Source organism: Polynucleobacter yangtzensis, from assembly GCF_001595965.1.
Taxonomy (GTDB): Bacteria; Pseudomonadota; Gammaproteobacteria; order Burkholderiales; family Burkholderiaceae; genus Polynucleobacter; species Polynucleobacter yangtzensis.
This window is the reverse complement of record NZ_LOJI01000001.1, coordinates 294,647-320,990: the sequence shown is the minus strand read 5'-3', so window position 1 is coordinate 320,990 and position 26,344 is coordinate 294,647. Positions and strand designations below refer to the sequence as shown.

Annotated in this window: 28 protein-coding genes, 1 tRNA gene and 1 pseudogene; 4 read left to right on the top strand and 26 right to left on the bottom strand. The window is 46.1% G+C overall.

What is annotated here, in order from left to right:
* Positions 1-8: 8 nt before the first annotated feature.
* On the bottom strand, positions 9-611 hold the full coding sequence (locus JaK3_RS01660; RefSeq protein WP_068320672.1) for a phosphoheptose isomerase: 603 nt from the start codon (positions 609-611) through the stop codon (positions 9-11).
* Between the two features lie 103 nt (positions 612-714).
* Here JaK3_RS01660 and rsmI point away from each other — a divergent pair, with 103 nt between their 5' ends.
* Positions 715-1,608: a 16S rRNA (cytidine(1402)-2'-O)-methyltransferase gene (gene rsmI / locus JaK3_RS01655; RefSeq protein WP_068320074.1), complete on the top strand. Its 894-nt coding sequence runs from the start codon at positions 715-717 to the stop codon at positions 1,606-1,608.
* Between the two features lie 61 nt (positions 1,609-1,669).
* Here the strand turns inward: rsmI and JaK3_RS01650 are convergent.
* Positions 1,670-2,161, bottom strand: a pseudogene (locus tag JaK3_RS01650) (c-type cytochrome); the annotation flags it as partial.
* Positions 2,162-2,264: 103 nt separating this feature from the next.
* On the opposite strand from JaK3_RS01650, the gene JaK3_RS01645 reads away from it, so the two are divergent.
* Together JaK3_RS01645 and JaK3_RS01640 are read left to right on the top strand one after the other, a co-directional pair.
* Positions 2,265-2,340: transfer RNA gene (locus JaK3_RS01645), tRNA-Arg, on the top strand.
* Positions 2,341-2,422: 82 nt separating this feature from the next.
* Positions 2,423-3,565: a fatty acid desaturase gene (locus JaK3_RS01640; protein WP_068320670.1), complete on the top strand. Its 1,143-nt coding sequence runs from the start codon at positions 2,423-2,425 to the stop codon at positions 3,563-3,565.
* Positions 3,566-3,812: 247 nt separating this feature from the next.
* Here the strand turns inward: JaK3_RS01640 and JaK3_RS01635 are convergent, their stop codons facing one another.
* Entirely contained in the window at positions 3,813-4,457 is a 645-nt protein-coding gene (locus JaK3_RS01635) for an MBL fold metallo-hydrolase (protein WP_420865678.1), read from the bottom strand.
* Between the two features lie 82 nt (positions 4,458-4,539).
* Here JaK3_RS01635 and gcvH point away from each other — a divergent pair, with 82 nt between their 5' ends.
* The gene (gene gcvH / locus JaK3_RS01630) at positions 4,540-4,932 is read left to right on the top strand and encodes a glycine cleavage system protein GcvH (RefSeq protein ID WP_068320663.1); all 393 of its coding nucleotides are present in this window, start codon (positions 4,540-4,542) and stop codon (positions 4,930-4,932) included.
* 3 nt (positions 4,933-4,935) lie between these two features.
* On the opposite strand, the gene priA is transcribed toward gcvH, so the two are convergent.
* The 23 genes from priA to JaK3_RS01515 form a co-directional block, all read right to left on the bottom strand.
* The gene (priA, locus tag JaK3_RS01625) at positions 4,936-7,062 is read right to left on the bottom strand and encodes a replication restart helicase PriA (protein ID WP_068320069.1); all 2,127 of its coding nucleotides are present in this window, start codon (positions 7,060-7,062) and stop codon (positions 4,936-4,938) included.
* A 267-nt stretch (positions 7,063-7,329) separates the two neighbouring features.
* On the bottom strand, positions 7,330-8,448 hold the full coding sequence (gene hemE, locus JaK3_RS01620; protein ID WP_068320067.1) for a uroporphyrinogen decarboxylase: 1,119 nt from the start codon (positions 8,446-8,448) through the stop codon (positions 7,330-7,332).
* Between the two features lie 9 nt (positions 8,449-8,457).
* A complete protein-coding gene (locus tag JaK3_RS01615) occupies positions 8,458-8,874 on the bottom strand; it encodes a F0F1 ATP synthase subunit epsilon (RefSeq protein WP_068320066.1) in 417 nt (138 codons plus the stop codon).
* A 12-nt stretch (positions 8,875-8,886) separates the two neighbouring features.
* On the bottom strand, positions 8,887-10,287 hold the full coding sequence (gene atpD, locus JaK3_RS01610; RefSeq protein ID WP_011901874.1) for a F0F1 ATP synthase subunit beta: 1,401 nt from the start codon (positions 10,285-10,287) through the stop codon (positions 8,887-8,889).
* A 55-nt stretch (positions 10,288-10,342) separates the two neighbouring features.
* A complete protein-coding gene (gene atpG, locus JaK3_RS01605) occupies positions 10,343-11,212 on the bottom strand; it encodes a F0F1 ATP synthase subunit gamma (protein ID WP_068320063.1) in 870 nt (289 codons plus the stop codon).
* A 17-nt stretch (positions 11,213-11,229) separates the two neighbouring features.
* The gene (gene atpA, locus JaK3_RS01600) at positions 11,230-12,771 is read right to left on the bottom strand and encodes a F0F1 ATP synthase subunit alpha (protein WP_068320061.1); all 1,542 of its coding nucleotides are present in this window, start codon (positions 12,769-12,771) and stop codon (positions 11,230-11,232) included.
* Positions 12,772-12,816: 45 nt separating this feature from the next.
* Positions 12,817-13,353: a F0F1 ATP synthase subunit delta gene (locus JaK3_RS01595; protein ID WP_068320059.1), complete on the bottom strand. Its 537-nt coding sequence runs from the start codon at positions 13,351-13,353 to the stop codon at positions 12,817-12,819.
* 1 nt (position 13,354) lies between these two features.
* Positions 13,355-13,825, bottom strand: coding sequence for a F0F1 ATP synthase subunit B (locus tag JaK3_RS01590; RefSeq protein WP_068320057.1), 471 nt, complete (start codon positions 13,823-13,825; stop codon positions 13,355-13,357).
* A 63-nt stretch (positions 13,826-13,888) separates the two neighbouring features.
* Complete coding sequence (atpE, locus tag JaK3_RS01585) at positions 13,889-14,155, bottom strand: F0F1 ATP synthase subunit C (protein ID WP_012357116.1); 267 nt, start codon at positions 14,153-14,155, stop codon at positions 13,889-13,891.
* A 45-nt stretch (positions 14,156-14,200) separates the two neighbouring features.
* Positions 14,201-15,076 carry a F0F1 ATP synthase subunit A gene (gene atpB / locus JaK3_RS01580; protein WP_068320055.1) on the bottom strand — a complete coding sequence of 292 codons (876 nt, stop codon included), beginning with the start codon at positions 15,074-15,076 and terminating at the stop codon, positions 14,201-14,203.
* Between the two features lie 40 nt (positions 15,077-15,116).
* Positions 15,117-15,611, bottom strand: coding sequence for an ATP synthase subunit I (locus JaK3_RS01575; RefSeq protein WP_068320053.1), 495 nt, complete (start codon positions 15,609-15,611; stop codon positions 15,117-15,119).
* A gap of 69 nt (positions 15,612-15,680) precedes the next feature.
* Positions 15,681-16,571 carry a ParB/RepB/Spo0J family partition protein gene (locus tag JaK3_RS01570; RefSeq protein ID WP_068320051.1) on the bottom strand — a complete coding sequence of 297 codons (891 nt, stop codon included), beginning with the start codon at positions 16,569-16,571 and terminating at the stop codon, positions 15,681-15,683.
* A gap of 23 nt (positions 16,572-16,594) precedes the next feature.
* A complete protein-coding gene (locus tag JaK3_RS01565) occupies positions 16,595-17,365 on the bottom strand; it encodes a ParA family protein (RefSeq protein ID WP_068320049.1) in 771 nt (256 codons plus the stop codon).
* Positions 17,366-17,383: 18 nt separating this feature from the next.
* Positions 17,384-18,052, bottom strand: a complete 669-nt coding sequence (rsmG, locus tag JaK3_RS01560; RefSeq protein WP_068320046.1) for a 16S rRNA (guanine(527)-N(7))-methyltransferase RsmG — start codon at positions 18,050-18,052, stop codon at positions 17,384-17,386.
* Positions 18,045-19,964: a tRNA uridine-5-carboxymethylaminomethyl(34) synthesis enzyme MnmG gene (gene mnmG / locus JaK3_RS01555; RefSeq protein ID WP_068320044.1), complete on the bottom strand. Its 1,920-nt coding sequence runs from the start codon at positions 19,962-19,964 to the stop codon at positions 18,045-18,047. The genes rsmG and mnmG overlap by 8 nt, the downstream gene beginning before the upstream one ends.
* Positions 19,965-20,070: 106 nt before the next feature.
* On the bottom strand, positions 20,071-20,808 hold the full coding sequence (locus JaK3_RS01550; protein WP_068320661.1) for a sulfite exporter TauE/SafE family protein: 738 nt from the start codon (positions 20,806-20,808) through the stop codon (positions 20,071-20,073).
* A 124-nt stretch (positions 20,809-20,932) separates the two neighbouring features.
* Complete coding sequence (locus tag JaK3_RS01545; protein WP_068320042.1) at positions 20,933-21,862, bottom strand: branched-chain amino acid ABC transporter permease; 930 nt, start codon at positions 21,860-21,862, stop codon at positions 20,933-20,935.
* Positions 21,863-21,864: 2 nt separating this feature from the next.
* Positions 21,865-22,785 carry a branched-chain amino acid ABC transporter permease gene (locus tag JaK3_RS01540; protein WP_068320040.1) on the bottom strand — a complete coding sequence of 307 codons (921 nt, stop codon included), beginning with the start codon at positions 22,783-22,785 and terminating at the stop codon, positions 21,865-21,867.
* 16 nt (positions 22,786-22,801) lie between these two features.
* On the bottom strand, positions 22,802-24,028 hold the full coding sequence (locus JaK3_RS01535) for an ABC transporter substrate-binding protein (protein WP_068320659.1): 1,227 nt from the start codon (positions 24,026-24,028) through the stop codon (positions 22,802-22,804).
* Between the two features lie 22 nt (positions 24,029-24,050).
* The gene (locus JaK3_RS01530) at positions 24,051-24,755 is read right to left on the bottom strand and encodes an ABC transporter ATP-binding protein (RefSeq protein WP_068320038.1); all 705 of its coding nucleotides are present in this window, start codon (positions 24,753-24,755) and stop codon (positions 24,051-24,053) included.
* On the bottom strand, positions 24,752-25,519 hold the full coding sequence (locus tag JaK3_RS01525) for an ABC transporter ATP-binding protein (RefSeq protein ID WP_068320037.1): 768 nt from the start codon (positions 25,517-25,519) through the stop codon (positions 24,752-24,754). Before JaK3_RS01525 ends, JaK3_RS01530 begins: the two co-directional genes overlap by 4 nt.
* Positions 25,520-25,625: 106 nt before the next feature.
* Entirely contained in the window at positions 25,626-25,841 is a 216-nt protein-coding gene (locus JaK3_RS01520; RefSeq protein ID WP_082786343.1) for a DUF3717 domain-containing protein, read from the bottom strand.
* An 8-nt stretch (positions 25,842-25,849) separates the two neighbouring features.
* Positions 25,850-26,344, bottom strand: a complete 495-nt coding sequence (locus tag JaK3_RS01515; protein ID WP_068320035.1) for an SET domain-containing protein — start codon at positions 26,342-26,344, stop codon at positions 25,850-25,852.

The window sequence follows — 26,344 nt, the reverse complement described above, 5'->3', positions numbered from 1 at the left end:
AATAACTTTTAGTCGAGCAGGACATGGTCTACGCCATCACACAAGGCGTGCAGTAAAACCAAATGTGTTTCCTGAATGCGCGCAGTTCGAGTTGATGGTGCGCATAAATGAATGTCATCTTTATCTAACAACTGCGCAATTTTTCCGCCGCCATTTCCGGTCAACGCAATAATTTTAATGCCCATCTTTTTTGCAGCTTCAATTGCCTTAACAACGTTCTTTGAGTTTCCAGAAGTTGAAATTCCCAAAAGAATGTCGCCCTTTTTTCCAAGCCCGCGAACTTGCTTACTAAAAACTTCGTCATAGCTGTAGTCATTTCCAACTGCAGTCAGAATAGAAGTGTCGGTTGTCAGAGCAATCGCCGCCAACTCTTGGCGCTCTCTTTCAAACCGACCGATCAACTCAGCGGCAAAGTGTTGAGCATCGGCAGCCGAGCCGCCATTGCCGCAAGCCATGACCTTACCGCCAGCACGCAAACATTCCACCATTGCCAATACACCCACAGCAACAGAGTCAGGCAACACTTTCTCAGCCTCTTGCTTTACCGCAATGCTATCTAGAAAATGTTGGGAGGCGCGCTTACGCAAACGTTCATTAATATCTTTATCCATATCAATATTATGCGCCAAAGATAGCCCAATTTCAGCGGCAATCGGGTCATCTCAAAAGCAACGTATTCTCTTACTAATTAATTAACTTTTTCAGGTAAACCCCATGGAACTTAGCTCATATGATTTTTTAAAGCAGCAGGATTTGCCTGCTGGGGCTCTTTACATGGTGGCCACACCTATCGGAAATTTGGGTGACATTACCTTACGCGCCCTACATCTATTAAATGCAGTGGATGGAATTGCCTGTGAAGACACTAGGCATAGCGCAGCGTTACTCCAGCAGTTTGGCATACATAAGAAATGTTTAGCGCTTCACGAGCACAATGAAATCAGTGGAGCTCAAACGGTTATTCAGCACCTCACCAATGGCGAGCGTTGGGCCTATATCTCAGACGCAGGTACGCCGGGAGTTTCTGACCCTGGGGCAAGACTTGTAAGTGAAGTTCAAAAAGCTGGGTTGCGGGCAATACCCATTCCTGGGGCAAGCGCAGTGTCTGGCGCGATCTCAGTGGCGGGATCTGTGATGCATGGGTCGGAAGGACGCTTTCAGTTTTTAGGTTTTTGGCCCAACAAAACAAAAGATCGCGACACCTTCTTACAAGATATTTCTAGCAGCAAAAAAGCAAGCATTTTTTTTGAATCACCACATCACATCAAAGAGACATTAGCGCTATTGGCAAATCATCTAGAGCCCGATCATCAGCTTTTGATTTGTCGCGAGTTAACCAAAAAATTTGAAGAGATTGTTTCGCTTGAAGCCTGCAACGTTGCCAGCTGGCTTGCGAGTGCAGAGAGCCTTAAAGGCGAATTTGTAATTGTGGTTGCAGGCCGTCCAGCCAAAGGCGATGAGGCGCCCGAACATGCATCGCTACTATTGTGGGCTAATGCACTAAGCCCTTATATGGGTAGCAAAGAAATTGCGGCAGTCCTCTCGCAAACTCTAGGGCTCACAAAAAAAGAGGCCTACCAAATCGCCTTGGATGCAAAAAACGAATAAGCAAAAATAAAAAAGCTGGCGTATAGCCAGCTTTTAAATACGTGCAAAGAAATTATTTAGCAGCAGGAGCAGCAGGCGCTTTTGGCTCTGGTAATTTGCCACCAGCAGAATTTGCCAAATACACAACTGCACGACCTAACTCATAGTCACTCACATCAGCAGGAGCGGCACCACCACGAGCAGGCATAGCGCCCTTGCCTTTAATTACAGATGCTAGTAAGCCGTCATAGCCTTTGCCTAAACGTGAAGCCCATGCACCAGCATCACCAAATTTAGGGGCACCTGCAGCGCCACTTGCATGACACGCAGCGCAAACTGCTTTATAAACTTGCTCGCCTGTTTGAAGCTCTTTAGGGGCGCTAGCGTCTTTAAAATTCAACTGGGCTACTGGCTTAATCAATTGCTCGGCGCTTGCAGACGAATCGCTACGCTTGCCATTGTTTACAAACACCATTAGCAACAAAATAATGATGAGTGGCACAAAAAAGCTTGCAAACACCATAATGATGAGTTGTTTTGGGGACTTAATCAGACTTCCGTGCTCGTTGCTCATAAGAATTTATCGTTTGACGGGTTTTAGGGTTGTTTTGCCGTGATTATAACTAGAGAGTAGGGTTATAGGCACTTACAATAGATGGGTAGCCAGATTTTCACTGGCGCCCGTAGCTCAGTGGATAGAGTATTGGCCTCCGAAGCCAAGGGTCGCAGGTTCGATTCCTGCCGGGCGCGCCAAAAACAAAGGGGTTTTTGACTTACATCATGCGAAAAATTGCGAAAACCGCTATCATTTGCACCTAACTTATTGATTCTTATCGTGTCTACACATCTAAATTCCGCCCTCTCAGAGCCTTCTTTGACTAACCCGTTGCCGCCAGAGGCACCATTACCGCATCGAAAAATCATTCGAAGCTGGTTAATTCCAATGGCACAAGGCGAAACAGGGCGTGCAATCATGCTCCTAGTAGTAGATGCCCTTTTATGGCTTGGCTGTATCGCTGGAACCATATTTGTTGAAAGCATTTTGCTAAAAATCGTTTTTGGTGTGATCGCAGGCTTTGTAACAGGACGCATCTTTATTTTGGGTCATGATGCATGTCACCAAAGCTACACCCCCAATCGCGAACTTAACAAAGTGTTGGGTCGCATTGCTTTCTTGCCTTCACTCACACCATATAGCTTGTGGGATGTTGGTCATAACGTTGTGCATCACGGACAAACAAATCTGAAGGGCTTTGACTTTGTTTGGGCGCCTTTATCAAAATCAGAATACGACGCGCTTCCTCCATGGCGTAAGGCTTTGGAGCGTCTTTATCGTAGCGGCTGGGGCCCTGTTTTCTATTACTTAATTGAAATTTGGTGGAGACGCGAGTACTTCCCAAATGCTAAAAATAAACCTGGTGATCGCCCAATTTTCCTAAAAGATAATTTGCTCGTTACCGCATTTGCGATTGTTTGGATAGCTTGTTTAATTGCTGGCGCCATTGCCACTGGTCAATCTATTTGGATTGGTTTAATCACTGGCTTTGCAGTTCCATTCTTATTCTGGAACGGCATGATTGGTTTTGTGGTCTACGTACACCATACCCATCCAAAAGTCTCTTGGTACGACAAAAAATCTGAGTGGTTACGTGCTCAGCCATTCGTCTCAACTACTGTTCATCTGACCTTTAACTGGATTTGGGGCAAATTGATGCACCACATCATGGAGCACACAGCGCACCATGTGGACATGAGCGTACCGCTTTATCGCCTGCCAGAAGCCCAGCAGACTCTTGAAACCATCCTTCCAGAGCGTATTTTTGTACAAAAGTTCTCTTGGGGCTGGTATTTCGATACTGCGCGCAAGTGCAAGCTTTATGACTTTGAAAACAAGGCTTGGCTAGACTTTGACGGCAATAAAACGGCCGATTCAGTCCGAGTTGTGCTCAGCCCAGCTCCAGTGGGACAAAACGGGTAAAATAGTTATTCTGTATAGACTTGCCTTACCCGGATTGCCCATGACTACCTCGACTCCAGCAGCTACCCAAGAAACCTCTCAGAGCCTTAAATTTTGCTCTTCTTGCAGCCGTGAAAAACGACTCGAGGGGGGCACATGGATTCCAACAAGCAATCGTAAGCAACGCTGGATTTGCGCTAGCTGTTTATACAACCGTACACATCGTACCGGTTCAGCAAAAACCTAATATCCCTAGTTGTAAAAAGTTTCAAGCGCGATCCCCAACATAGGGATTCGTTTTTCGCTCCTGACCAAATGTCGACATTGGTCCATGGCCCGGTACAAACTGAACATCATCCCCCAAGGGCCACAATTTAGTTTTAATCGCATGAATTAAATCCGCATGGTTGCCGCGCGGAAAGTCTGTCCTGCCAATTGAACCAGCGAATAAGACATCACCAACAATTGCCAAACGATCTTCTTTGTCAAAAAATACTACGTGACCTGGAGTGTGTCCTGGACAATGAAACACCTCCAAATCAACATTGCCAACTTTTACATGATCGCCATTATTCAACCAACGATCAGGCTCAAAAACTTTGGCGTGTCCAAAACCAAAGCGCACTGTTTGCTCTGGTAATTGATCAATCCAAAATCGCTCATCTTCCTGCGGCCCCTCAATAGGCACACCAAGCAGATCAGCCAAGTCTTTGGCGGCTGCGCAATGATCAAGATGCCCATGGGTTAGTAAGATCTTTTTTACGTTTCCGCCCATCTGCTTAACGCCTTCGAGGATCTTTTCAATATCACCACCCGGATCCACCACCGCAGCATCGCCAGTCTCTTGGCAAACCAAGATGGAGCAATTTTGTTCATAAGGGGTAACAGGAACAATTCCTAATTTGATTGGCATATATGTATGGTGGCTAAACTCATAATTTGATGGATAAACATTTTATGAGAGTGGGCATAAAATGCACTCAAAGGATAAAACAATGAACAGCCAAGATACTTTTAAATTTGCAGAAACCCACGAATGGGCCGATCAGGAAGATGATGGCCTAATCTGGGTTGGCATTAGTAACCACGCCCAAGAGGCTCTTGGTGATGTCATGTTCTTTCAGGCACCAAAGCTTGGTCAACAAGTAAAGCAGGGCGAAGCCATTGCAGTGATTGAATCAGTAAAAGCAGCGAGCGATATTCATGCTCCAGTGAGCGGTGAAATTGTTGCGCTCAATGATGAGGTAGATGCATCACCTGAGCTTGTAAATGAAAAACCTTATGGTGTGTGGCTTTTTAAAATCAAACCTACATCTGATGACAGTCTTGCCTCTGATTTAAGCCAACTCTTAACTTTAGAAACATATAACGCAGGCCCCGGGGCTTAAAAATTAGATAGAAATTGGGTCGCGCTCAATGAGCCAACGAATGCGGCCTTCCTTGCTAATGCGCCCCTGAGAATTCTCCCGCAAATAGCGGTCCATCGCCTCTAAAATTTCTTGTAGATTTTTACGATCATCAGACTCCACCAGGAGCTGGGCACGCTCTGAACCTGCCACCCGCATCATCGCCTTGGGAACGGGGTCGTAGACTCTGAGCCCTTTAGCTATAAGGCCGCTAGACTTTAAATAGCCCTTCAAAGCGCTCAAAAACTGGATTGCCTTATCAAGACTTTTGGCCTCGGCATGAACTAATGCCTGATACGCAAATGGAGGCAAGCCAGCTTCTTTTCTTTCATTTGCCGTATAGGATAAAAATCCATCGACGTCATGACGCAGTAGAAACTGAAAAACTGCAGCCTCTGGAAATTGGGTTTCGATATAAATTGCGCCACCCGTTTCTCCATCTTTACCCGATCTTCCTGCACGACCAGCTACTTGGACTAGTTGCGCAAACAATCTTTCTGCAGCTCTAAAGTCCTGTGAAAACAATCTGCTATCGGCGTCCAATACGCCAACCAAGCCAATATTTTGATAATCGTGCCCCTTGGCGATCATTTGGGTACCAACAACGATATCAACATTTCCCTGGTGTATTTCCTGAAAGAGCTCTTCAGCACCTTTACTCTTTCTACTTGAATCCGTATCCACTCGCAACACTCTGGCGCTTGGCCACATCTCTTCAATAGAGTCTTCAATCTTTTGGGTGCCTTGCCCTAGGGTCTTGAGATCAGCATTGCCGCACTCAGGGCAATGATTCGGGATGCTCTTAGCCAGGCCGCAGTGATGGCAACTCAAAACTGATTTTCTGGCCAAAGCACCAGCCTTATGAAGCACCATATATGAACTACATTGCTCACATTTAGATAGCCATGAGCAGGCACTGCAACTCAACACGGGTGCATAACCACGTCTATTGATGAGTATGAGGCTTTGCTGCTGTTTTTCTAAATTCTGAGTGACTGCATGTGCAAGCTTTTTAGTAATTAGGCTTTTAGACTTTGGCTTCTCTACATCGCCAGGGCTAAATTGTGTTTGTGGATCACGTGTGTTCACCAAATGCACCTTGGGAAGACTTGCCCCTTGTGCGCGCTGATCTAAGCGAATGTACTCATAGCGTCCCGCCTTAGCAGCCATCCATGTTTCAAGCGATGGCGTGGCAGATGCTAACAAGATTGGCACTTTAAGGTCATGAGCACGCCAAACAGCAAGGTCGCGCGCAGAATAACGAATGCCATCTTGCTGTTTATAGGATTGGTCATGTTCCTCATCTACAACGATAGCGCGTAAGTTGGGCAGGGGTGTTAATGCTGCCAAGCGTGTGCCCAAAATGATTTGTGCTTTGCCAGTCATTGCTTCGTGCCATGCAATTCCTCTAACCTTTTCACTAACGCCACTGTGAAGTACAACCATTTTTTTATCTGGGAAATACGCGCGCACTCTGCGCTCTAATTGTGGCGTTAAATTTATTTCAGGAACCAGGAGTAATGCTTGTGCATTTACGTCATCCAAAATTCCACTGAGCCAATTTAAAAATACCGCAGTCTTTCCGCTACCTGTTTGTCCTTGCAAAAGAATTGCCTTGAATTCATTCGAAGGGCAGGCACGTAATTTTTCTAACGCAAGTTTTTGTCCTTCGTTTAAATTGCCTTCATCGACATATCCCTCAACAGCTTCTTGTTTGGTTTTTTTCTTTTGCTTTTCTTCGGCAGCTACTAACTTTTTTGGAATTTTTTCCCAGTCATCCGGCTTTTTCCACATCTGCGGAATAGTGGGAATAATGGTTTCCCCAAGGGCGTGGATGTAATACTGGCTTGCAAAGTTCATCAAGCGCAGAGCTGCGGGGTCTAATGGGGGCAGCGGGGCAAACCTAGAAACACTTTTTAATTTATCGAGCTCATAATCAGAGTGAGCACTTACTTTAATAACGATCCCAACAAGCGAGCTGCGCCCAAAGGGAACCTCTACCAGCACACCAATAGTTGGCGGGCTGCCTAGTAACTCCTCATCCCACAAGTAGTCAAAGCCCTGGGCAAGGGGCTTGTCAACGACGACCTGAACAACGATTGGAGGGGCCATGAATTACGTCTGATTTCTTATTTAGCTTGTGGATAAGTCTGTGGATATCATCCAAGGATTCTGATTTATAAACTAATTTATCAGCTTTCCGTTTTTGCACCCTTTTAAAGCTTTTTGGTAATTTCTTATATTTATCAATCGCTTATAGAGATATTCGAAAGTGAATTTTCATCTTTAATCGCAATCTCACTGAATTTCGAAATTTGTTGCTAACTGTGCATAACTTGCCGCTAAAAATTTTAGCGGCAAGTTAGCGATCACTCAGTATTACGACTTTGCCCTGAGCGCCCTAGAGCGATTAATGACAGCTTCAGCCAGTGCAGTGACGCTCTCAGGAGGGGTGAACTGAGAAATGCCGTGGCCCAAATTAAACACATGGCCATCCAAAGGATGTAAACCGGGTTTAAGGGCCGGTGCGCTCGCCAAATCTTCAAGAAGAAGGCTTGCTTGTTCCGCGATTTGTTTTGGCTCTGCGAACAGAATTAGCGGATCTAGATTGCCTTGCAATGCCAACGGCTTGTTCAAGGCGAGCAATTGTTTTCTTGCGCGACTAAGTGACATTGTCCAATCAATTGCAATCACGTCAGCACCAACTTGCGCCATGTCATTGAGCCAAATTGCGCCACCTTTAGTAAACATGATCACAGGAATTTTTCTGCCTTCATGCTCGCGTGGCAACATAGCAATCACTTTTTGCATAGACGCCAAAGACATCTTTTGATACCACCCATCTGGAAGCATGCCACCCCAGGTATCAAAAATCATGAGTGCTTGAGCGCCTGCCTTTACTTGCTCAATTAAATAAGCAGCAACAGATTGTGCATTGATATCCAAGATATGTTGCATTAAGTCAGGGCGACTAAACATCATGGTTTTAGCATGACGAAAATCATCAGCACTAGAGCCATCAATCATGTAGCAAGCCAATGTCCATGGGCTTCCGGAGAAGCCTATCAATGGGACGCGTTGCTTACCATCTTGCATCAATGCTTTGCGAATTTCAGAGACAGCATCAAAAACATATTTGAGCTGATCCATGTCTGCTACACGTAATTTCTTAACCGCTTCTTCTGTGCGAAGAGGGTACTCAAAGCTTGGGCCTTCGCCAGCCGTAAATTTCAGACCCAATCCCATTGCATCGGGAATGGTCAAAATATCGGAAAACAAAATAGCCGCATCCAATGGATAGCGATCCAAAGGCTGAAGAGTTACTTCAGTAGCATAGGCAGGATTTTTTGCGAGCCCTAGAAAACTTCCGGCTCTAGCGCGTGTGGCGTTGTATTCAGGGAGATAGCGGCCGGCTTGGCGCATGAGCCAAAGCGGTGTTTGGTCAACCGCTTCGCCCAGGCAGGCCTTTAAAAACCGATCATTTAACAGCAAGGAGATGACCGGCTATTACTTTTTACGACGGAAACGAGCAATTGCAGCCAACTGCGCAGCTGCCATTGCAAACTCAGACTGAGCCAAGGCCAAATCAAAGTCAGTGCCACGATTTTGCATCGCTTCTTCGGCACGTTTCTTGGCTTCAATTGCTTTAGCTTCATCAAGATCATGACCGCGAATAGCAGTATCTGCTAATACAGTAACGTGATCTGGCTGAACCTCTAAATAGCCACCTGCTACGAAAACAAACTCTTCGTCACCATCAGCTTTTTCAATACGAACTGAGCCTGGACGAATACGTGTAATCAAAGGAGTGTGGCCGCGCAAAATGCCGAGCTCACCACTTTCGCCAGGAAGCGCAACAAACTTGGCTTCCCCGCTGAAAATAGACTGCTCAGCACTTACTACATCGACGCGTATGGTTGACATAATTTCCCTAGATTAAAGCTTCTTGGCTTTCTCGATGGCCTCATCAATTGAACCCACCATGTAGAACGCTTGCTCAGGCAAGTGATCCAATTCGCCGCTACAGATCATTTTGAAACCACGGATAGTTTCTTTCAATGGAACGTATTTGCCTGGTGAACCAGTAAACACTTCAGCAACGTGGAAAGGCTGGGACAAGAAACGTTGAATCTTACGAGCACGTGATACAGCCAATTTGTCTTCTGGAGACAATTCGTCCATACCCAAAATCGCAATAATGTCGCGCAATTCTTTGTAGCGCTGCAATGTCATCTGTACGTCACGAGCAACTTCATAGTGCTCTTGACCAACCACTTGTGGGTCGAGCTGACGGCTGGTTGAATCCAATGGATCAACAGCCGGGTAAATACCCAATGCAGCGATGTCACGTGACAACACAACTGTGGAGTCTAAGTGCAAGAAGGTTGTAGCTGGTGACGGATCGGTCAAGTCATCCGCAGGAACGTAAACGGCCTGAATAGATGTAACAGAACCAGTCTTAGTAGAAGTAATACGCTCTTGCAATTTACCCATCTCTTCAGCCAATGTAGGTTGGTAACCCACAGCAGAAGGCATACGACCGAGCAACGCAGAAACTTCAGTACCAGCCAATGTGTAACGGTAGATATTGTCAACGAAGAACAAAATGTCACGACCTTCGTCACGGAATGCTTCAGCCATTGTCAAACCAGTCAACGCAACGCGCAAACGGTTGCCTGGAGGTTCGTTCATCTGACCAAACACCATCGCCACTTTGTCGATAACGTTAGATTCTTTCATCTCGTGGTAGAAGTCATTACCTTCACGAGTACGCTCACCAACACCGGCAAACACTGACAAACCTGAGTGCTGCTTAGCGATGTTGTTAATCAATTCCATCATGTTTACGGTCTTACCAACACCCGCACCACCGAACAAGCCAACCTTACCGCCTTTAGCGAACGGGCAAACTAAGTCAATAACCTTAATACCGGTTTCGAGCAAGTCAACAGAAGGTGATAGCTCATCAAACTTAGGCGCTGGCTGGTGAATAGCGCGACGCTCTTCAGTAGCGATCGGACCTGCGTCGTCAATTGGGCGACCCAAAACGTCCATGATGCGGCCCAAAGTTGCTGGACCAACTGGTACAGAAATTGGCTTGCCCGTAGATTTCACTTCCATACCGCGGCGCAAACCATCGCTCGCACCCATGGCAATAGCGCGAACTACGCCGTCACCAATTTGTTGCTGAACTTCAAAGGTCAAACCTTTTTCGGCAAATGATTTTTCGCCGCTTTCGACTAATGTCAATGCATCATAAATGTTTGGCATTTTGTCGCGTGGGAACTGAATGTCCACCACTGGACCGATACACTGCACGATATTTCCGTTACTCATCGCATTTCTCCGCTTTTAATTCCTGAATTCTTTCGTATTCCTAAACGCTGACCGCTTAAACCGCAGCCGCTCCGCCAACAATCTCTGACAACTCTTTGGTAATAGCAGCTTGTCGTGTCTTGTTGTAATCCAATTGCAATTCGCCAATTACGTTCTTCGCATTATCTGAAGCGGCCTTCATTGAGACCATACGTGCAGACTGCTCAGAAGCCATGTTTTCAGCAACCGCCTGATAAATCATTGCTTCAACGTAACGCTTAAGCAGGCCATTCAAAATGGACTCTGCGTCAGGTTCGTAGATGTAATCCCAAGAATTGCCTGTTTGCTCTTCTGGAGTCAAAGCTTCTGCCTCCAAGGGCAAGAGCTTTTCTAAAACAGGCTCTTGTTTCATTGCATTTACAAAGCGGGTGTATGCCAAATAAACAGCATCAATCTCGCCACGCTCAAACGCTTCCAACTGGGCAGTAATCGCACCAATCAAAACATCCAAATGCGGCGTATCGCCAATTTGAATTGTTTGAGAAATAAGTTTTGCTTTTGAGCGATTCAAAAATTGCAGGCCTTTTGAACCAATTGCGGTGTACGCAATCTCAATATTGTTTTCTTGCAAATCGCGCACTTGGTTAGCAATCAAACGCAAGACGTTGGTATTTAAACCGCCGCACAAGCCTTTGTCTGTCGTAACCAAAATCGTGCCAACCTTCTTCACTTCACGAGTTGCCATGTAAGCAGGGCGGAACTCAGGATTTGCTTTAGAAAGATTGGCAACAATCTCACGAATTTTTTCAGCATATGGGCGCGCATTACGCATGCGCTCCTGGGCGCGACGCATCTTGGATGCGGCGACCATTTCCATTGCCTTCGTGATCTTGCGCGTGTTTTGCACGCTCTTGATCTTAGATCGTATCTCTTTTGTGCTTGCCATGATTTATGCGAGCCCTCTTAGAAAGAGGCAGAACGCTTGTAATCCTCAATAGCAGCGCGCAAAGCAGCTTCGTCATCTTTGCTCAAGTCTTTGGTTTCTTCAATACGCGCAACTAAGTCAGCGTATTTAGATTTCAAATGATCTTGCAAACCTTTTTCGAAGGCCAATACGTTCTTCACTTCGAGGTCATCGAAGTAGCCGTTGTTCACAGCGTAGAGTGAAGCGGCCATTTCCCAAACTTGGAGTGGCTTGTATTGAGCTTGCTTACACAATTCAGTAACGCGGCGACCACGCTCGAGCTGCTTGCGGGTTGCTTCGTCAAGATCAGATGCGAACTGAGCAAACGCTGCCAATTCACGATATTGCGCCAAGTCAGTACGAATACCGCCAGACAATTTCTTAATGACTTTAGTTTGTGCAGCACCACCAACGCGGGATACAGAAATACCAGCGTTAATCGCAGGACGTATACCAGCGTTAAACAAGTCGGTTTCCAAGAAGATCTGACCGTCAGTAATAGAAATTACGTTGGTTGGAACGAATGCAGAAACGTCGCCAGCTTGAGTTTCAATAATTGGCAATGCAGTTAAAGAACCAGTTTTGCCTTTTACTGCGCCGTTAGTGAACTTTTCAACATACTCAGCATTTACACGAGCAGCGCGCTCAAGCAAGCGTGAGTGGAGGTAGAACACGTCGCCAGGATAAGCTTCGCGGCCTGGTGGGCGGCGGAGCAACAAGGAGATTTGACGATAAGCAACCGCTTGCTTAGTCAAGTCATCGTAAACAATCAAAGCATCTTCGCCGCGATCGCGGAAGTATTCGCCCATGGTGCAACCTGCGTAAGCAGAGAGGTACTGCATCGCTGCAGACTCAGAAGCACTCGCTGCAACAACCACGGTGTACTCCATCGCGCCCAATTCTGTGAGCTTGCGAACAACGTTAGCAATAGTAGAAGCTTTTTGACCGATCGCCACGTAAACGCAATAAACGCCTTTACCTTTTTGGTTAATGATCGCATCAACCGCAACAGCTGTCTTACCAGTTTGGCGGTCGCCAATGATCAACTCACGCTGACCACGGCCAATTGGAACCATCGCATCAATCGCCTTCAAACCAGTTTGTACTGGCTGGCTAACAGATTGACGTGCGATAACGCCAGGAGCAACTTTTTCAATAAAGTCAGTTAACTTAGTGTTGATTGGGCCTTTGCCATCAATCGGTTGACCGAGCGCGTTTACAACGCGACCGAGCAACTCTGGGCCAACTGGAACTTCCAAAATGCGGCCAGTACACTTAACTGGGTCGCCTTCTTTAATGTGGGTGTATTCACCCAACACTACGGCACCAACAGAATCACGCTCAAGGTTTAGCGCGAGGCCGATAGTGTTGTTTGGAAACTCCAACATTTCGCCCTGCATAACGCCTGACAAGCCATGTACGCGGCAAATACCGTCGGTCACTGAAATAACAGTGCCTTCGTTGCGAACTTGGGAGTCAACGCCCAATTCGCTAATTCGGCTTTTGATCAGCTCGCTGATCTCGGAAGGGTTGAGTTGCATTACTTACTCCTGGGTCTTATTTCGTATGTTCTTAATCGGGATCACTTATGCGCCAAGACTTGCTTGCATTTGAGCTAACTGGGCCTTAACTGAACTATCCATTACTTCATCACCAACTTGAATGCGAACTCCGCCAATCAATGTTGGGTCAACTTGAATAGTTGGGCGCAATTCTTTACCCCCAAAGCGCTTCTTCAAACTTGACAACAAATCATTTAACGCAGAACCCTCTAAAGGGAATGCGCTGGTAATGTTTACTTCTGCTGCGCCTTCGCTCTTGTTCTTCATTGCTTCAAATTGCTGTGCAATTTCAGGGACTGCTGCTAAGCGGTGGTTTTGATTTACAAGATTTAAAAAGCTGGCAACCTTGCCATCTAGCTTGGTCTTAACCATGCCAGAAAGTAACTTACTTAAATCATCAGCGGATACTTTTGGATTGTTTGACAAAGCAGCAACTTCTGGCAAAGCAGCAAGCTGTGCCAATTCGTTTAACTGCTCCAAACAACCAGCAAGCTCAGCTGGCTTGGCGCTTTGAAAAAGCGCTTCCGCATAAGGACGTGCAATAGTGGCTAAATCAGCCATATCAAAGTTCTGCCTTTAGTTGATCAAGCAATTGGCCGTGGGCTTTTGCATCAATCTCACGACGCAAAATTTGCTCAGCGCCTTTAACAGCGAGAACAGCAACTTCAGCACGCAGCACTTCACGAGCGCGCGTTACTTGTTGATCTGCGTCTTGCTTAGCTTGAGAAATGATTCGAGCCGCTTCAGCTTGTGCGTTAGCACGAATTTCATCGGCTGACATTTGTGCACGTTTTTCAGCTTCGGCAACACGTTGAACACCTTCTTGGCGTGCTTTAGTTAATTCTTGCTCAGCTTCATTGCTGGCTAATGCGAGTGCTTCTTTACCGCGCTCGGCAGCAGCTAAACCATCAGCAATTTTGCTTGAACGCTCATCTAACGCCTTAACAAGTGGTGGCCACACAAAGCGTGCAACAACCCACCATAAGACGAAGAAAACGATCATTTGCGCGAATAGGGTCGCGTTCAGATTCACGATATTCCTTTCAGTATTGTTGAGAACAGTTGGATGACCCGCTGGTCATCCACGCCAAAACAATTACTTAATAACTGCGAGCAGTGGGTTTGCGAAAGCAAACAACATTGCAACACCAACGCCGATCAAGAACGCAGCGTCGATCAAACCAGCCAAAAGGAACATCTTAGTTTGGAGTGGCTCCATCAATTCTGGTTGACGTGCACAAGCTTCGATGTACTTACCGCCCATCAATGCAATACCTAAACAAGCACCGATCGCGCCGAGGCCGATGATGATGCCGATAGCGATTGCTGTGAAACCTTGAATGTTTGCGAGAAATTGTTGCATGTTGCTGACTCCTGAAGTTAAAGAGATAAGTTAAAAATAAAAATCTTAGTGATGGCTATGCGCTTGCCCGATGTAGACCAAGGTCAACATCATGAAAATAAAGGCTTGCAACAAAATAACCAAAATGTGGAAGATGGCCCAAGCTGATCCAGCAATAACATGGCCCACCAATCCGAACAGGGATAAATCTAAATTAAATGTCCACACACTACCTAGCAATGCGATCAACAAGAAAACTAACTCGCCGGCATACATGTTGCCGAAAAGTCGCATTCCCAATGAAACACCTTTAGCAAGATATTCGATGATGTTCAAAGCAAGGTTGAATGGGGCCAAGTACCACTTCGCGCCAAACGGGGCAGAAACGAGCTCATGCAAGAAGCCGCCAAAACCTTTTACTTTGAAGCTATAAAAGAAAACTAAGAGCAAGACGGACATAGACATGCCCATCGTTGCATTGAGGTCAGTTGTTGGAACAACTTTATGGTGTGGCACGTGCACGCCAAAACTTTCAATGAAATGATTTACTCCCAAAACCCAATCCACCGGCACTAAGTCCAAGGTGTTGAGCAAGATGATCCAAAAGAACACAAATAGCGCAAGCGGGGCAATGTAGGAACGATCGCCATGAACAATACTCTTAGATTGTGTCTCTGCCATTTCAACGATCATTTCAACGAAGCACTGGAAACGACCTGGCACACCTGGGGTTGCGCGACGCGCTGCAATCAACAAAATAAATACAGCGAGCAAGCCCATGAGGGATGCCCAAAAAATAGTGTCTAAATTGATAATGCTGAAATCAATAATGGACGTCTGTGGTCCACCTGAATTGTTGAGGTTTTGTAAGTGCTCTGAAATGTACGCTGTTGGCGTCATTTGTTCTGCTGCCCCGTGGGCTTGGTTTACTTCGCTAGACATCTCTTAACTAGTCCTTTGTTTCAATCTCAATTGTCACTACTTAGCGCCACAACCACGCCAGCCAAACACACTTCAAGGCAAGCAGGTAAGTCACCAATAAAGGGACCCAAAGCACGCCTGGGACTAAATACGCAATCCCAATAAACAGCATTAAGGTCACGACGATTTTGATAAATTCGCCTGAAACTAATGCCGCTAAAAATCTTCCTGGATTCAATATTTGCGATTTCTTTGCCAACTCCAACCTGATTAAAAACAGGGTTGAAGGCAAGACGCTAATTAAACCACCTAAAAACGCCGACTGAGTATAAAGGCTTACCCCTACCGGCTCCCCAAAAATTGACCAAAACACCATGCTGATAGCTGTAATCAACATTTGGGCCAACACTATCTTCCAAGGCGAAAGGGCTCGGTACTTTGCTGCATTATTCTGCTGCAACGCAACAATCTCTTCCTTGCTGTAGACCCGAATGGCTTCTTCTTCGGGCTCATCCCACTCATTTGCCTCGGAAAATTGATTTTTTTGAGGAATCAATTTAGCCCCGAAAGTTTAATGTGTGCACTGCAATATGTCAAAGGATTTGGGGACATTTTTTGCCCCTATTTATGACTCAACGCCCAACTTTTTTAACAAAGAATCTAGCTCGTCGAATTGGCTAAAGCGAATTCTGAGCTCTCCACCCTTGCCTTTGAGCTTAAATTCCGTGCTCAAACCGATCAAATCTGCTATTTCCTGAGTTAAACGCTGCATATCAGGGTCGGCATTCTTTGTTGGGCTACCAGGCTTACTTTTAGCTTTTTTGTCACCTATTTGGCCGCCAGCAATCACCAAGGCAGCCGTCATTCTTTCGGCCTCACGGACCGATAAGCCTTGAGCAGAGATTCTTTGCGCTAACGCAACCTGGCTAGAGCCTGGAAGAGGGAGTAGCGCACGGGCGTGGCCCATATCTATGTCGCCAGCTAGCAGCATGGCCTGAACTGGCTTTGCCAGCTGGGCAAGGCGCAGCAAATTTGTAATGGCGCTGCGGGATTTGCCCACTGCTTTTGCGGCCTGCTCATGCGTAAAGCCAAATTCCTCGATCAACCGAGCCAAGCCCTGAGACTCTTCAAGAGGATTTAAGTCCTCGCGCTGCATATTTTCGACCAAGGCCATTGCTGCGGCAGCTTGATCATCTGCACCAGAAACTAAAACAGGAACCTCTTTTAAGCCGGCAATAGTAGCGGCACGAAAACGTCTTTCACCTGCAATGATTTCGTATTTTCCTGGGGCCACTAAACGAACTAACAGCGGCTGCATCACACCTTGTTCGCGAATGCTTTCTGCTAACTCTTGCAGCGCACCCGCTTCCATTTTTTGACGTGGTTGATATTTGCCTGCTTGAAGCGCTGTTAGCGGCAAGCGGTTAATGTCGGTTGATGGGCTGGCTTGTTGTGTTTTTTCTCCAAGCAGGGCCTCAAGCCCTCTACCCAAACCTTTTTTCTTAATGGCAACCATGTTCTATATTTTCTCTTTAAAAATTACATCTGCTTTATGCGTTCAACCATCTCAGCGCCAAACTCTAAATATGCTTTTGCGCCACGTGATGACTTGTCAAAAGCAACCCCAGGAAGCCCATAGGAAGGGGCTTCCGCTAAGCGCACGTTGCGCGGAATAATAGACTTGAAAACTTTGTCGCCGAAGTGTTCGAGCAACTGATCAGAGACTTGTTGTTGCAATGTCATGCGCGCGTCAAACATTACGCGTAACAAACCAATGATGACTAAATCCGGATTTAAATTTGCGTGCACTTGTTTGATGGTGTTAACCAAATCAGACAAGCCTTCTAACGCAAAATATTCACATTGCATTGGAACGATCACGCCGTTTGCTGCGCATAATCCATTGAGTGTTAACAATGACAAAGCGGGCGGACAATCAATCAAAATAAAATCGTAGTCATCGGCGACCTGTGCAAGCGCATCCTTCAATCGCACTTCGCGCAAATCTAAATCGACCAATTCAATTTCAGCGCCAGCTAAATCACGATTAGCCGGCAATACGTCATAGCCTGAACTTTCGCAACGCTGTGCACATTCTTTAACAGATGCCATACCAATCAATACTTGATATACGCTGGTATTTAAATCCGCCTTTTCAACCCCAGACCCCATAGTTGCATTGCCCTGGGGGTCTAAGTCAACTAACAAAACCCGCTGTTTGAGTCCTGCCAAGCCTGCGGCCAAATTAACAGCAGTCGTGGTCTTACCAACGCCACCTTTTTGATTTGCGATACAGAATATTTTTGCCATAGCTACTTTTGGGTCTACTTAAGGGGTGAGGGTGGATTTTCTCGCGGGGGCCAACACCAAAAGGCGTCGCTCCACCGCTAAATTAGGAATATGTAGGGGTTCATCGGCGACTAAGCGCCACTCCTTCATAGAAACATCTTTCATTTCATCGTCTGCACGCTTAGCCTTCATTGCGAACACCAGGCCATCAGGCTTCAGGAAAGGCAATGACAAATCTAAAAAGCGTGCCAGGTTGGTAAATGCACGAGAAATAACTGCATCAAACTGCCCTGGTTGCTGCACTGCAGCATCTTCTACTCGCTCACAAAGTACTTCAATGTTTTTTAGCTTTAACTTTCCGCGCACATGCTGCAGAAATGCCGTCTTTTTACGTATGGCTTCAATCAAAGAAAGTTGCCACTCCGGCTGAACAATCGCAATCGGAATTGCCGGCAAGCCGCCGCCCGAACCGAGATCTGCAATCTTGGGTGATGGGCCCGTTAAAAACTGCCTAAGAACAGGTAAAACAGCAATAGAATCAATGAGATGCAGACGTATTGAATCTTTTTCACCCTCAATTGCTGTGAGGTTATGGACCTGGTTCCAGCGCCCCATTTCTTGTAAAAATAACTCTAAATCGGCAATATTGGTCGCGCTTAATTTGAGGCCAAGATCCTCAATTCCTAAAGCAAGGAGCCCCTCACTCATGCGTTTCTTGAGTGCGCCCCAAGCCCTTTTTCAGATGCACCAACAAGAGGGAGAGGGCTGCGGGAGTTACGCCTGAAATACGACCAGCTTGACCTAATGTTTCTGGTTTATGCAGGTTAAGCTTTTGTTGTACTTCTTTGGACAAGCCAACAACCTGCGAATAATCGAGTGATTCTGGGAGAGGAAATGTCTCATTGTGTTCTTGACGGGCAATTTCGGTCGCTTGGCGCTCAATATAGCCCTGATATTTCACAGAAATCTCTACCTGGTCGCTTATTTGAGCAGCCAGCCCAAGATCTTCATCTAAAGATTCTGGCGCCCACATTCCATCGCCCAGAGCAGTAATTGCCTCATAAGTAATACCTGGGCGCCTCAAAAGCTCAGCCAAACTACATTCATGGGAAAGGTCTTGCCCTAATAATTGGGAGACAAAGGGGGCGGCCTCGCTCTTAGGGCCCACCCAAATATTTTGCAATCGAGATGTTTCACGTGAAACAGCCTCCTGTTTTCTGCAAAACACTTCCCAGCGATAGTCATCGACCAAACCCAATTCTCGGCCAATAGTAGTCAAACGCATGTCAGCGTTATCTTCCCGCAAGCTCAAACGATATTCAGCGCGGCTTGTAAACATGCGATAGGGCTCTTGAACCCCACGAGTGATCAGATCATCAACTAAAACGCCTATGTAAGACTCGCTACGCTTAGGCAACCAAGGCTCTTTACCTTTAGCGGCTAAACCAGCATTGATGCCGGCCAGCATTCCCTGCGCCGCAGCCTCTTCATAGCCCGTGGTGCCATTGATCTGACCCGCAAAGTAAAGACCGCCAATAACCCTAGTCTCTAGACTATGGCGCAATTGGCGCGGATCAAAGAAGTCATACTCAATGGCATAGCCGGGACGGACGATTACTGCAGACTCCATACCCCGAATGCTTCTAACCAAGTCCCACTGCACATCAAAAGGCAGGCTAGTGGAGATGCCGTTTGGATAGAATTCGTTGGTTGTTAAGCCCTCAGGCTCTAAAAAGATCTGATGGCTATTAGAGGCAAAGCGATGAATCTTATCCTCAATGGAAGGGCAGTAGCGCGGACCAACACCCTCAATGACGCCCGTATACATCGGCGAGCGGTCTAAGCCGCCTCGAATAATGTCATGCGTTCTCTCATTCGTATGAGAAATCCAACAAGGAACCTGTTTGGGATGCTGCTCAGGACGACCCAAATACGAAAACACCGGAACAGGGTCTAAATCCCCAGGCTGCTCCAGCATTACCGAGAAATCAATTGTTCTGCCGTCAATTCGGGGTGGGGTACCAGTTTTAAGTCTGCCCTGAGGAAGTTTTAACTCTTTTAACCTAGCAGACAAAGAAACTGCTGCCGGGTCACCTGCGCGACCGCCAGCATAATTATTTAATCCAACGTGGATCTTTCCGTCCAAAAAGGTGCCTGCTGTAAGCACTACCTTTTTAGCCATAAACTCCAGGCCCATTTGAGTAACAACGCCCTTTACCTCATCGCCCTTTACCAATAAGTCATCAACAGCAGCTTGAAATAGACTTAAATTGGGTTGGTTTTCTAAACGACGGCGAATTGCGGCTTTATATAGAACACGATCGCCCTGGGCGCGGGTGGCCCGAACTGCAGGGCCTTTACTTGAATTAAGGATCCGAAACTGGATGCCGGCTTCGTCAGTGGCAGCAGCCATCGCACCACCCATTGCATCGATCTCTTTTACTAGATGGCCTTTACCAATCCCGCCGATGGAGGGATTGCAACTCATCGCCCCTAAATTTTCAATACTGTGAGTAATCAGTAGCGTATCGCAACCCATGCGAGCTGAGGCGAGGGCAGCCTCTGTCCCGGCGTGACCGCCGCCAACAACAATGACATCGAAATTTTTGGAATAACGCATGATTTGCCTCAGATAGGGCGATGATCATAGCATTTTGTTTGTTTCACGTGAAACAAAACATTACAAATATCTTAAAAACTAAAAGGTGTATTTCTAAGTAATTGATTTAATTAGAAAAATAGGCGTCCCAAGCGGACTTGAAAATTAGCACGCTCACAATAAGTAGAAAAGCCTTTCTAACAAAGGTGCTGCCATGCTTGATTGCGAGACGACTTCCGAACTGACTGCCTGCAATATTGGCCACCATCATGGCAAACCCAAGGGCCCAATTAATTTGCCCCAGGCTGGCTAGCATCAAAATAGCCGCCAGATTGGTTGCGACGTTTACCATCTTTGTTGCAGCAGAAGCATGCAGAAAATCAAAGCTGAAGAAGCGAACAAAACCAAACAGCAAGAAGCTGCCCGTGCCCGGACCAAAGAAGCCGTCATAAAAACCAATTGTTAAACCAAGAATTGCCGCCTTAAGCTGTTGAAAACGTCCAAGAGTTTTTGGCGCGTGAGCCTCACCGAGTGACGGCTGAAACCAGGTGTACAACAACAGAAATAACAATACAAAAGGCAAAGCCTTGCGAAGTGGTTCTGCCGGAAAGTTGCTTACCGCATTAGCGCCCAATAACGAACCAACAAAACCCGCAACAATTGCGGGGCCAACTACAGCCCACGGCAAAGACACGTGCCGTAAATATCTTCGCGCAGCATTGAGCGTACCGCCAACCGCAGACACCTTATTGGTTGAGAGCAGGGTTGCGGGCGGCGCATCTGGGTAGGCTGCAAAAAGAGCGGGGACCTGAATTAGGCCACCACCACCAGCCACCGCATCAACCAGCCCGGCAAAAAAAGCCATCGCTAAAAGCAATGGCCAGATATAGATTGAAAATTCGATGAGAGTCTCTTTTAATTAAATGAGTGTGACGCAATTAAAAATTGCCGTCACACTAAAACCAAATAATAAAAGGAAAAAACAAAAATTAGTTTTTGTTTTTGAAGTGCGCAGCGATTTCACCAACAACGCCGCGACGGAAAGCTAGAACGCAAATTACAAAAATAAATCCGGTGGCAATTGTGCTCCAAGATCCAATGTTAGCTAGATAGTTTTGCAAACCAACAACAATACCCGCGCCAACTACTGGGCCAAGAATAGTTCCCATTCCCCCAAGCAAAGTCATCAATACAACTTCACCCGACATATGCCAATGAACGTCAGTAAGTGTTGCAAGCTGAAACACCAAGGACTTCATTGATCCAGCAAGGCCAGCCAATGCCGCAGAAATAACAAACGACATTAATTTAAATCGATCAACGTCATAACCCAAAGAAATTGCGCGTGGCTCATTTTCACGAATAGCTTTGAGTACCTGACCAAATGGGGAATGAACCGCACGCATGATCAAAGCGAAGCCAAATAAGAAAACCGCCAATACAAAGTAGTACATCGCTACGTCATCTTTTAGATCGATAAAACCAAATAACATTCCACGAGGCACACCTTGAATACCGTCCTCACCACCAGTAAAAGGTAGTTGAACAGCTAAAAAATAAATCATTTGCGAAAGAGCCAAGGTCACCATCGCAAAGTAGATTCCTTGCCTACGAATAGCCAAAGATCCAATTAAGAAGCCCAAAACCCCCGAGCCAACAACACCCAAGATAATCCCCAGCTCAGGGGAAAGGCCCGCCTCTTTACAAAAGTAAGCAGTGATGTAAGCGGCTGTTCCAAAGAATGCAGCGTGGCCAAATGACAGCAAGCCTGTAAAACCTAGAAGCAAGTTGAATGCGCATGCGAACAATGCAAAACATAAAACCTTCATCGCAAACACAAGGTAAATAAAATCTTGGAACGGCAATAAAAGTCCAATAAGGACCAAAATTCCGTAAAGTAATTTTGTTTTTGGATTCATGCTTATTTCTCCCGCCCAAACAGTCCAGCAGGACGAACCAACAAAACAATTGCCATGATCACAAAAATCACAACCCCAGAAGCTTCTGGGTAAAAGACTTTTGTGAGGCCTTCAATTAAGCCCAAACCTAAACCAGTCAAGATGGCGCCCATGATGGAGCCCATGCCGCCAATCACCACCACCGCAAAAACAACAATGATGAGGTTGGAGCCCATTAATGGGTTTACTTGAAAAATAGGGGCAGCTAAAACACCAGCAAAACCAGCCAAGCCAACGCCATAGGCGTAAGCCAACGAAATCATTAGGGGAACATTAATACCGAAAGCCTGTAGCAATTTAGGGTTTTCAGTTCCAGCACGCAAATAGGCGCCTAACTTTGTTCTTTCAATCACGTACCAGGTAGAGAAACAAACCACTAGAGAGATGATCACCACCCATACTCGATACTTCGGCAAAATAATACCGAGAGACTCAAGGGGAATGGCGCCCTGCAGCATCTCTGGGGCTGGATAGCTCTCACCAGAGATTCCGTACCAATGACGGAACATGCCCTCAATAATGAGTGCCAAACCAAATGTCAGCAAAAGACCGTATAAATGGTCTAAGTGATACAGACGGCGCAGCATCGTGCGCTCCAGAATTAAACCGAAGCCCGCCAAAACCAACGGGACAACAATTAAAGCAAACCAATAATTGATTGATAGCTCAGGAAAGCCGAGCCATTGGCTGATTTGAGTTAAACCAATCCAAGCAATAAATGCACCCATGGTGTACTGAGCACCATGCGCAAAATTAATGATGTTGAGAAGGCCAAAAATAATGGCCAATCCCAAACTCAATATGGCATAGAAAGAGCCATTAATAAGCCCCACCAAGAGCTGGGCAACCAGCCCTTGAGGGGTAATTCCAAGAAGTTCAAACATACTTAATAGAGATCAATTACTTGTTAGTAACCAGCTTGCATCGTGACAATGAAAGTGGTTGAGTCGCTTCAGCAGCAGGAATCACCGCCTTGACGTTGTAATAATCCCATGGGCTCTTAGAGTCAGATGGCTTCTTCACTTCTAACAAATACATGTCATGCTCAAACTTACCGTCAGCGCGAATCTTGCCTTTGAAAAGTCCATCATCAATATTGGTAGACTTCAAAGCCTTCATAACAGCTTGAGTGTCATCGGTGCCAGCTTTTTGTACAGCATTTAAGTAAGCAAGAACAGATGAGTAAACACCTGCCTGAACGCTTGATGGCATACGCTTATGTTGCAAGATGAAGCGTTTTGCAAAAGCACGGGTCTTGTCGTCTTTATCCCAGTAGAAACCTTCTGTGAGGTACATGCCTTGAGCAGCATTTAAACCCAAAGAGTGAACATCGGTAATAAACATCAACAAAGGCACAACAGTTTGCTTTTTATTGATACCAAACTCAGAAGCCTGCTTAACACTGTTGATGGTGTCTTGCCCGGCGTTTGCCAAAGCAACTACGTCAGCACCACTAGCTTGAGCCTTCAAGAGGTAGGAAGAAAAGTCGCTGTTTGGGAATGGGTGCTTGCTGGTTCCCAATACCTTACCGCCATTAGCATTAACAACGTTGGTTGAGTCTTTCTCCAAAGCCGCGCCGAATGCGTAGTCAGCAGTAAGGAAGTACCAATTCTTTTTACCTTGCTTTACAACTGCTTTAGCTGTGCCGTTTGAAAGCGCATAGGTGTCATAGGTCCAATGAACGTTATTAGCAGTACATTTCTCATTGGTGATTGGCAAAGAAGCTGCGCCAGAAACCAAAGTAATCTTGTTCTTTTGTTCGGCAACTTCCATTACAGCCAAAGCAACGTTGGTTGAAACCAGCTCAACAATAACGTCTACGCCATCTTTGTCGTACCACTCGCGGGCTTTGTTTGCAGCAATATCAGCCTTGTTCTGGTGATCGGCGCTAACTAACTCAATCTTCTTGCCGATTACAGTGCCGTCTTTAGAAAAATCTGCAATCGCCATCTTTGCTGCAATTACAGCACCCGGACCAGCCAAATCAGAATAGGTTGAGGAAAGGTCGGTTAATACACCAATCTTAATAACATCGCCACTAACCTTCGGTGCGCTTTGCGCAAACACTGGGTTTGAACCAAACATGGTCGCCGCAACCAGACACGCGGTTATTTGCTTTAACTTCATTGCCATCTCCTATAGAAATCCACTAAACACCAAGATACTCATTTAATAAAGCCGCTTTTTCAGCAAGCTCATTCTGATTTACAACCTCAACCACATTTCCATGTTCAACAACATAGTGGCGATCAGCCAAAGGTGCCGCAAAACGGAAATTCTGCTCAACCAAAACAATGGTGAACCCCTTATTGCGCAAGCTAGTTACAACCTCGCCAAGCTTTTGCACAATAACCGGGGCCAAACCTTCGGTAATTTCATCAAGCAACAGAAGCTTGGCGCCCGTTCTCAGAATACGAGCCATGGCCAACATTTGTTGCTCACCACCAGAAAGACGGGTGCCAGGGCTATTTCTTCTTTCATAGAGGTTTGGAAACATTTCATAAATCTCATCCAAACCCATGCCGCCAGGAGCAATCTCTGGCAACAACAATAAATTTTCTTCGGTACTTAGGCTTGCAAAAATCCCGCGCTCTTCAGGGCAAAACCCAACACCCAAGCGGGCAATCTTGTAGGTAGGCATGGCGATAGTTTGAGTGCCATAAATTTCTACCGAACCAGTTCTTTTGCTGGTTAACCCTAAAATGGTTTTCAGAATGGTGCTTCTTCCGGCGCCATTTCTTCCAAGCAAGGTGACAACCTCTCCATCTCGCACGGCAAAATTTACTCCGTGCAAAATGTGTGATTCGCCATACCAAGACTCTAGATTTTTAACCTCTAATGCCATGGTGCTCATAGGTTGTCTCCCCCATGGCTTCCCATATAGGCCTCAACAACCAATGGATTGTTAGAAACCTCGTGATAAGACCCTTCGGCCAAAACTGAGCCGCGCTGCAATACAGTAATTCGGTCTGCAATAGAAGAAACTACCTTCATATTGTGCTCAACCATAAGAATCGTCCGCCCTTTGGCAACGCGATCAATTAATTCGGTTACACGCTCTACATCCTCGTGACCCATTCCCTGGGTTGGCTCATCCAAGAGCATTAACTCTGGCTCCATAGCCAACGTAGTTGCAATTTCGAGAGCCCTTTTGCGGCCATAAGCCAGGTTTAGGGTTTCTTCGTTCGCAAAACCTTCCAACCCAACCTCATGAAGAAGCTCTAGCGCACGCTCGTTTAAAACATTTAACGAGTTGCCGGACTTCCAAAAATGAAACTCGGTTCCCAATCCTCGCTGCAGTGCAACACGAACATTCTCAATAACTGTCAGATGGGGGAAAACCGCTGAAATTTGAAAAGATCGAATAACGCCGCGCCGCGCAATTTGTGCTGGAGCCTCGTTGGTTATATCAAAACCATTAAATAGGATTTGACCGCTACTCGGCTCTAAAAATTTAGTAAGCAAGTTAAAGCAGGTGGTTTTACCAGCGCCGTTTGGTCCAATCAAAGCGTGGATGGTTCCCCTGGTGACATCCAGGTTCACATCGGTGACCGCAGAAAAGCCTTTAAAAGATTTTCCCAGTCCAATTGTTTTTAATATTGTTTCTTGCAATCTCATACCCTCTACCCCCTACTTGGGAGCAAGAATATGAGAATACTCCAAGATAGCTTCACTATATATAGCAATAACCCTAAACAACTCGGGGAAGATGAACAAAAAATGTTTAAGTTATTTTTTGAAATTGTTGAATTGCGGAACGAGCCATATCATCGAGAACATCCACCGGGACCCGTTGAGCGCCCTGCACAATCATCAATGCATAGGGCTTGGCAAGCGCTGAGGCCTCAGGGCAAAGGCGCAGCTCATCACCCTCTGATGGTGATTGACTACGCCAATAATTGATTGCCGCCTCTAACTCTTGAATTGTTACAAACAACATAGAAATTTTTACTTCTCTTTTGTTGCCAACATAGTGCCGCGACACTTTTTAGCACCACAGCGACACTCGTAATCTTTTTTCATTTGCTTGGTAATTTTTCCCTCGATATCTAGTGAATAGTCATAAAACAACTCTTCACCAACCTTGAGGGCGTGCTTTGCATAAATAAACACTCTTGGCTCGCCGTCAAAGGTATCTTCACGAGCTTCACAACTAGGCTTGCAGGAGTGGTTAATCCAGCGCGCAGCATTGCCACCATACTTTGCATCGATTACACGACCATCTTCTAGTGAAAAGTAAAAGGTATGGTTGGGGTCTTTGGGATCATGTGGATGACGCTTTTCAGCCAACTTCCAACTGATGCGCTCACCCTTGTATTCAATGATTGCCTCGCCTTTTTTAATTGGCTTTGCAACAAAAACGCCTTTGCCATGAATTGGAGAGGATTTAACAACAATAGAAGATCTGTCCACCTTAGGTGGTTTTAATTTTTTGTCAGCCAT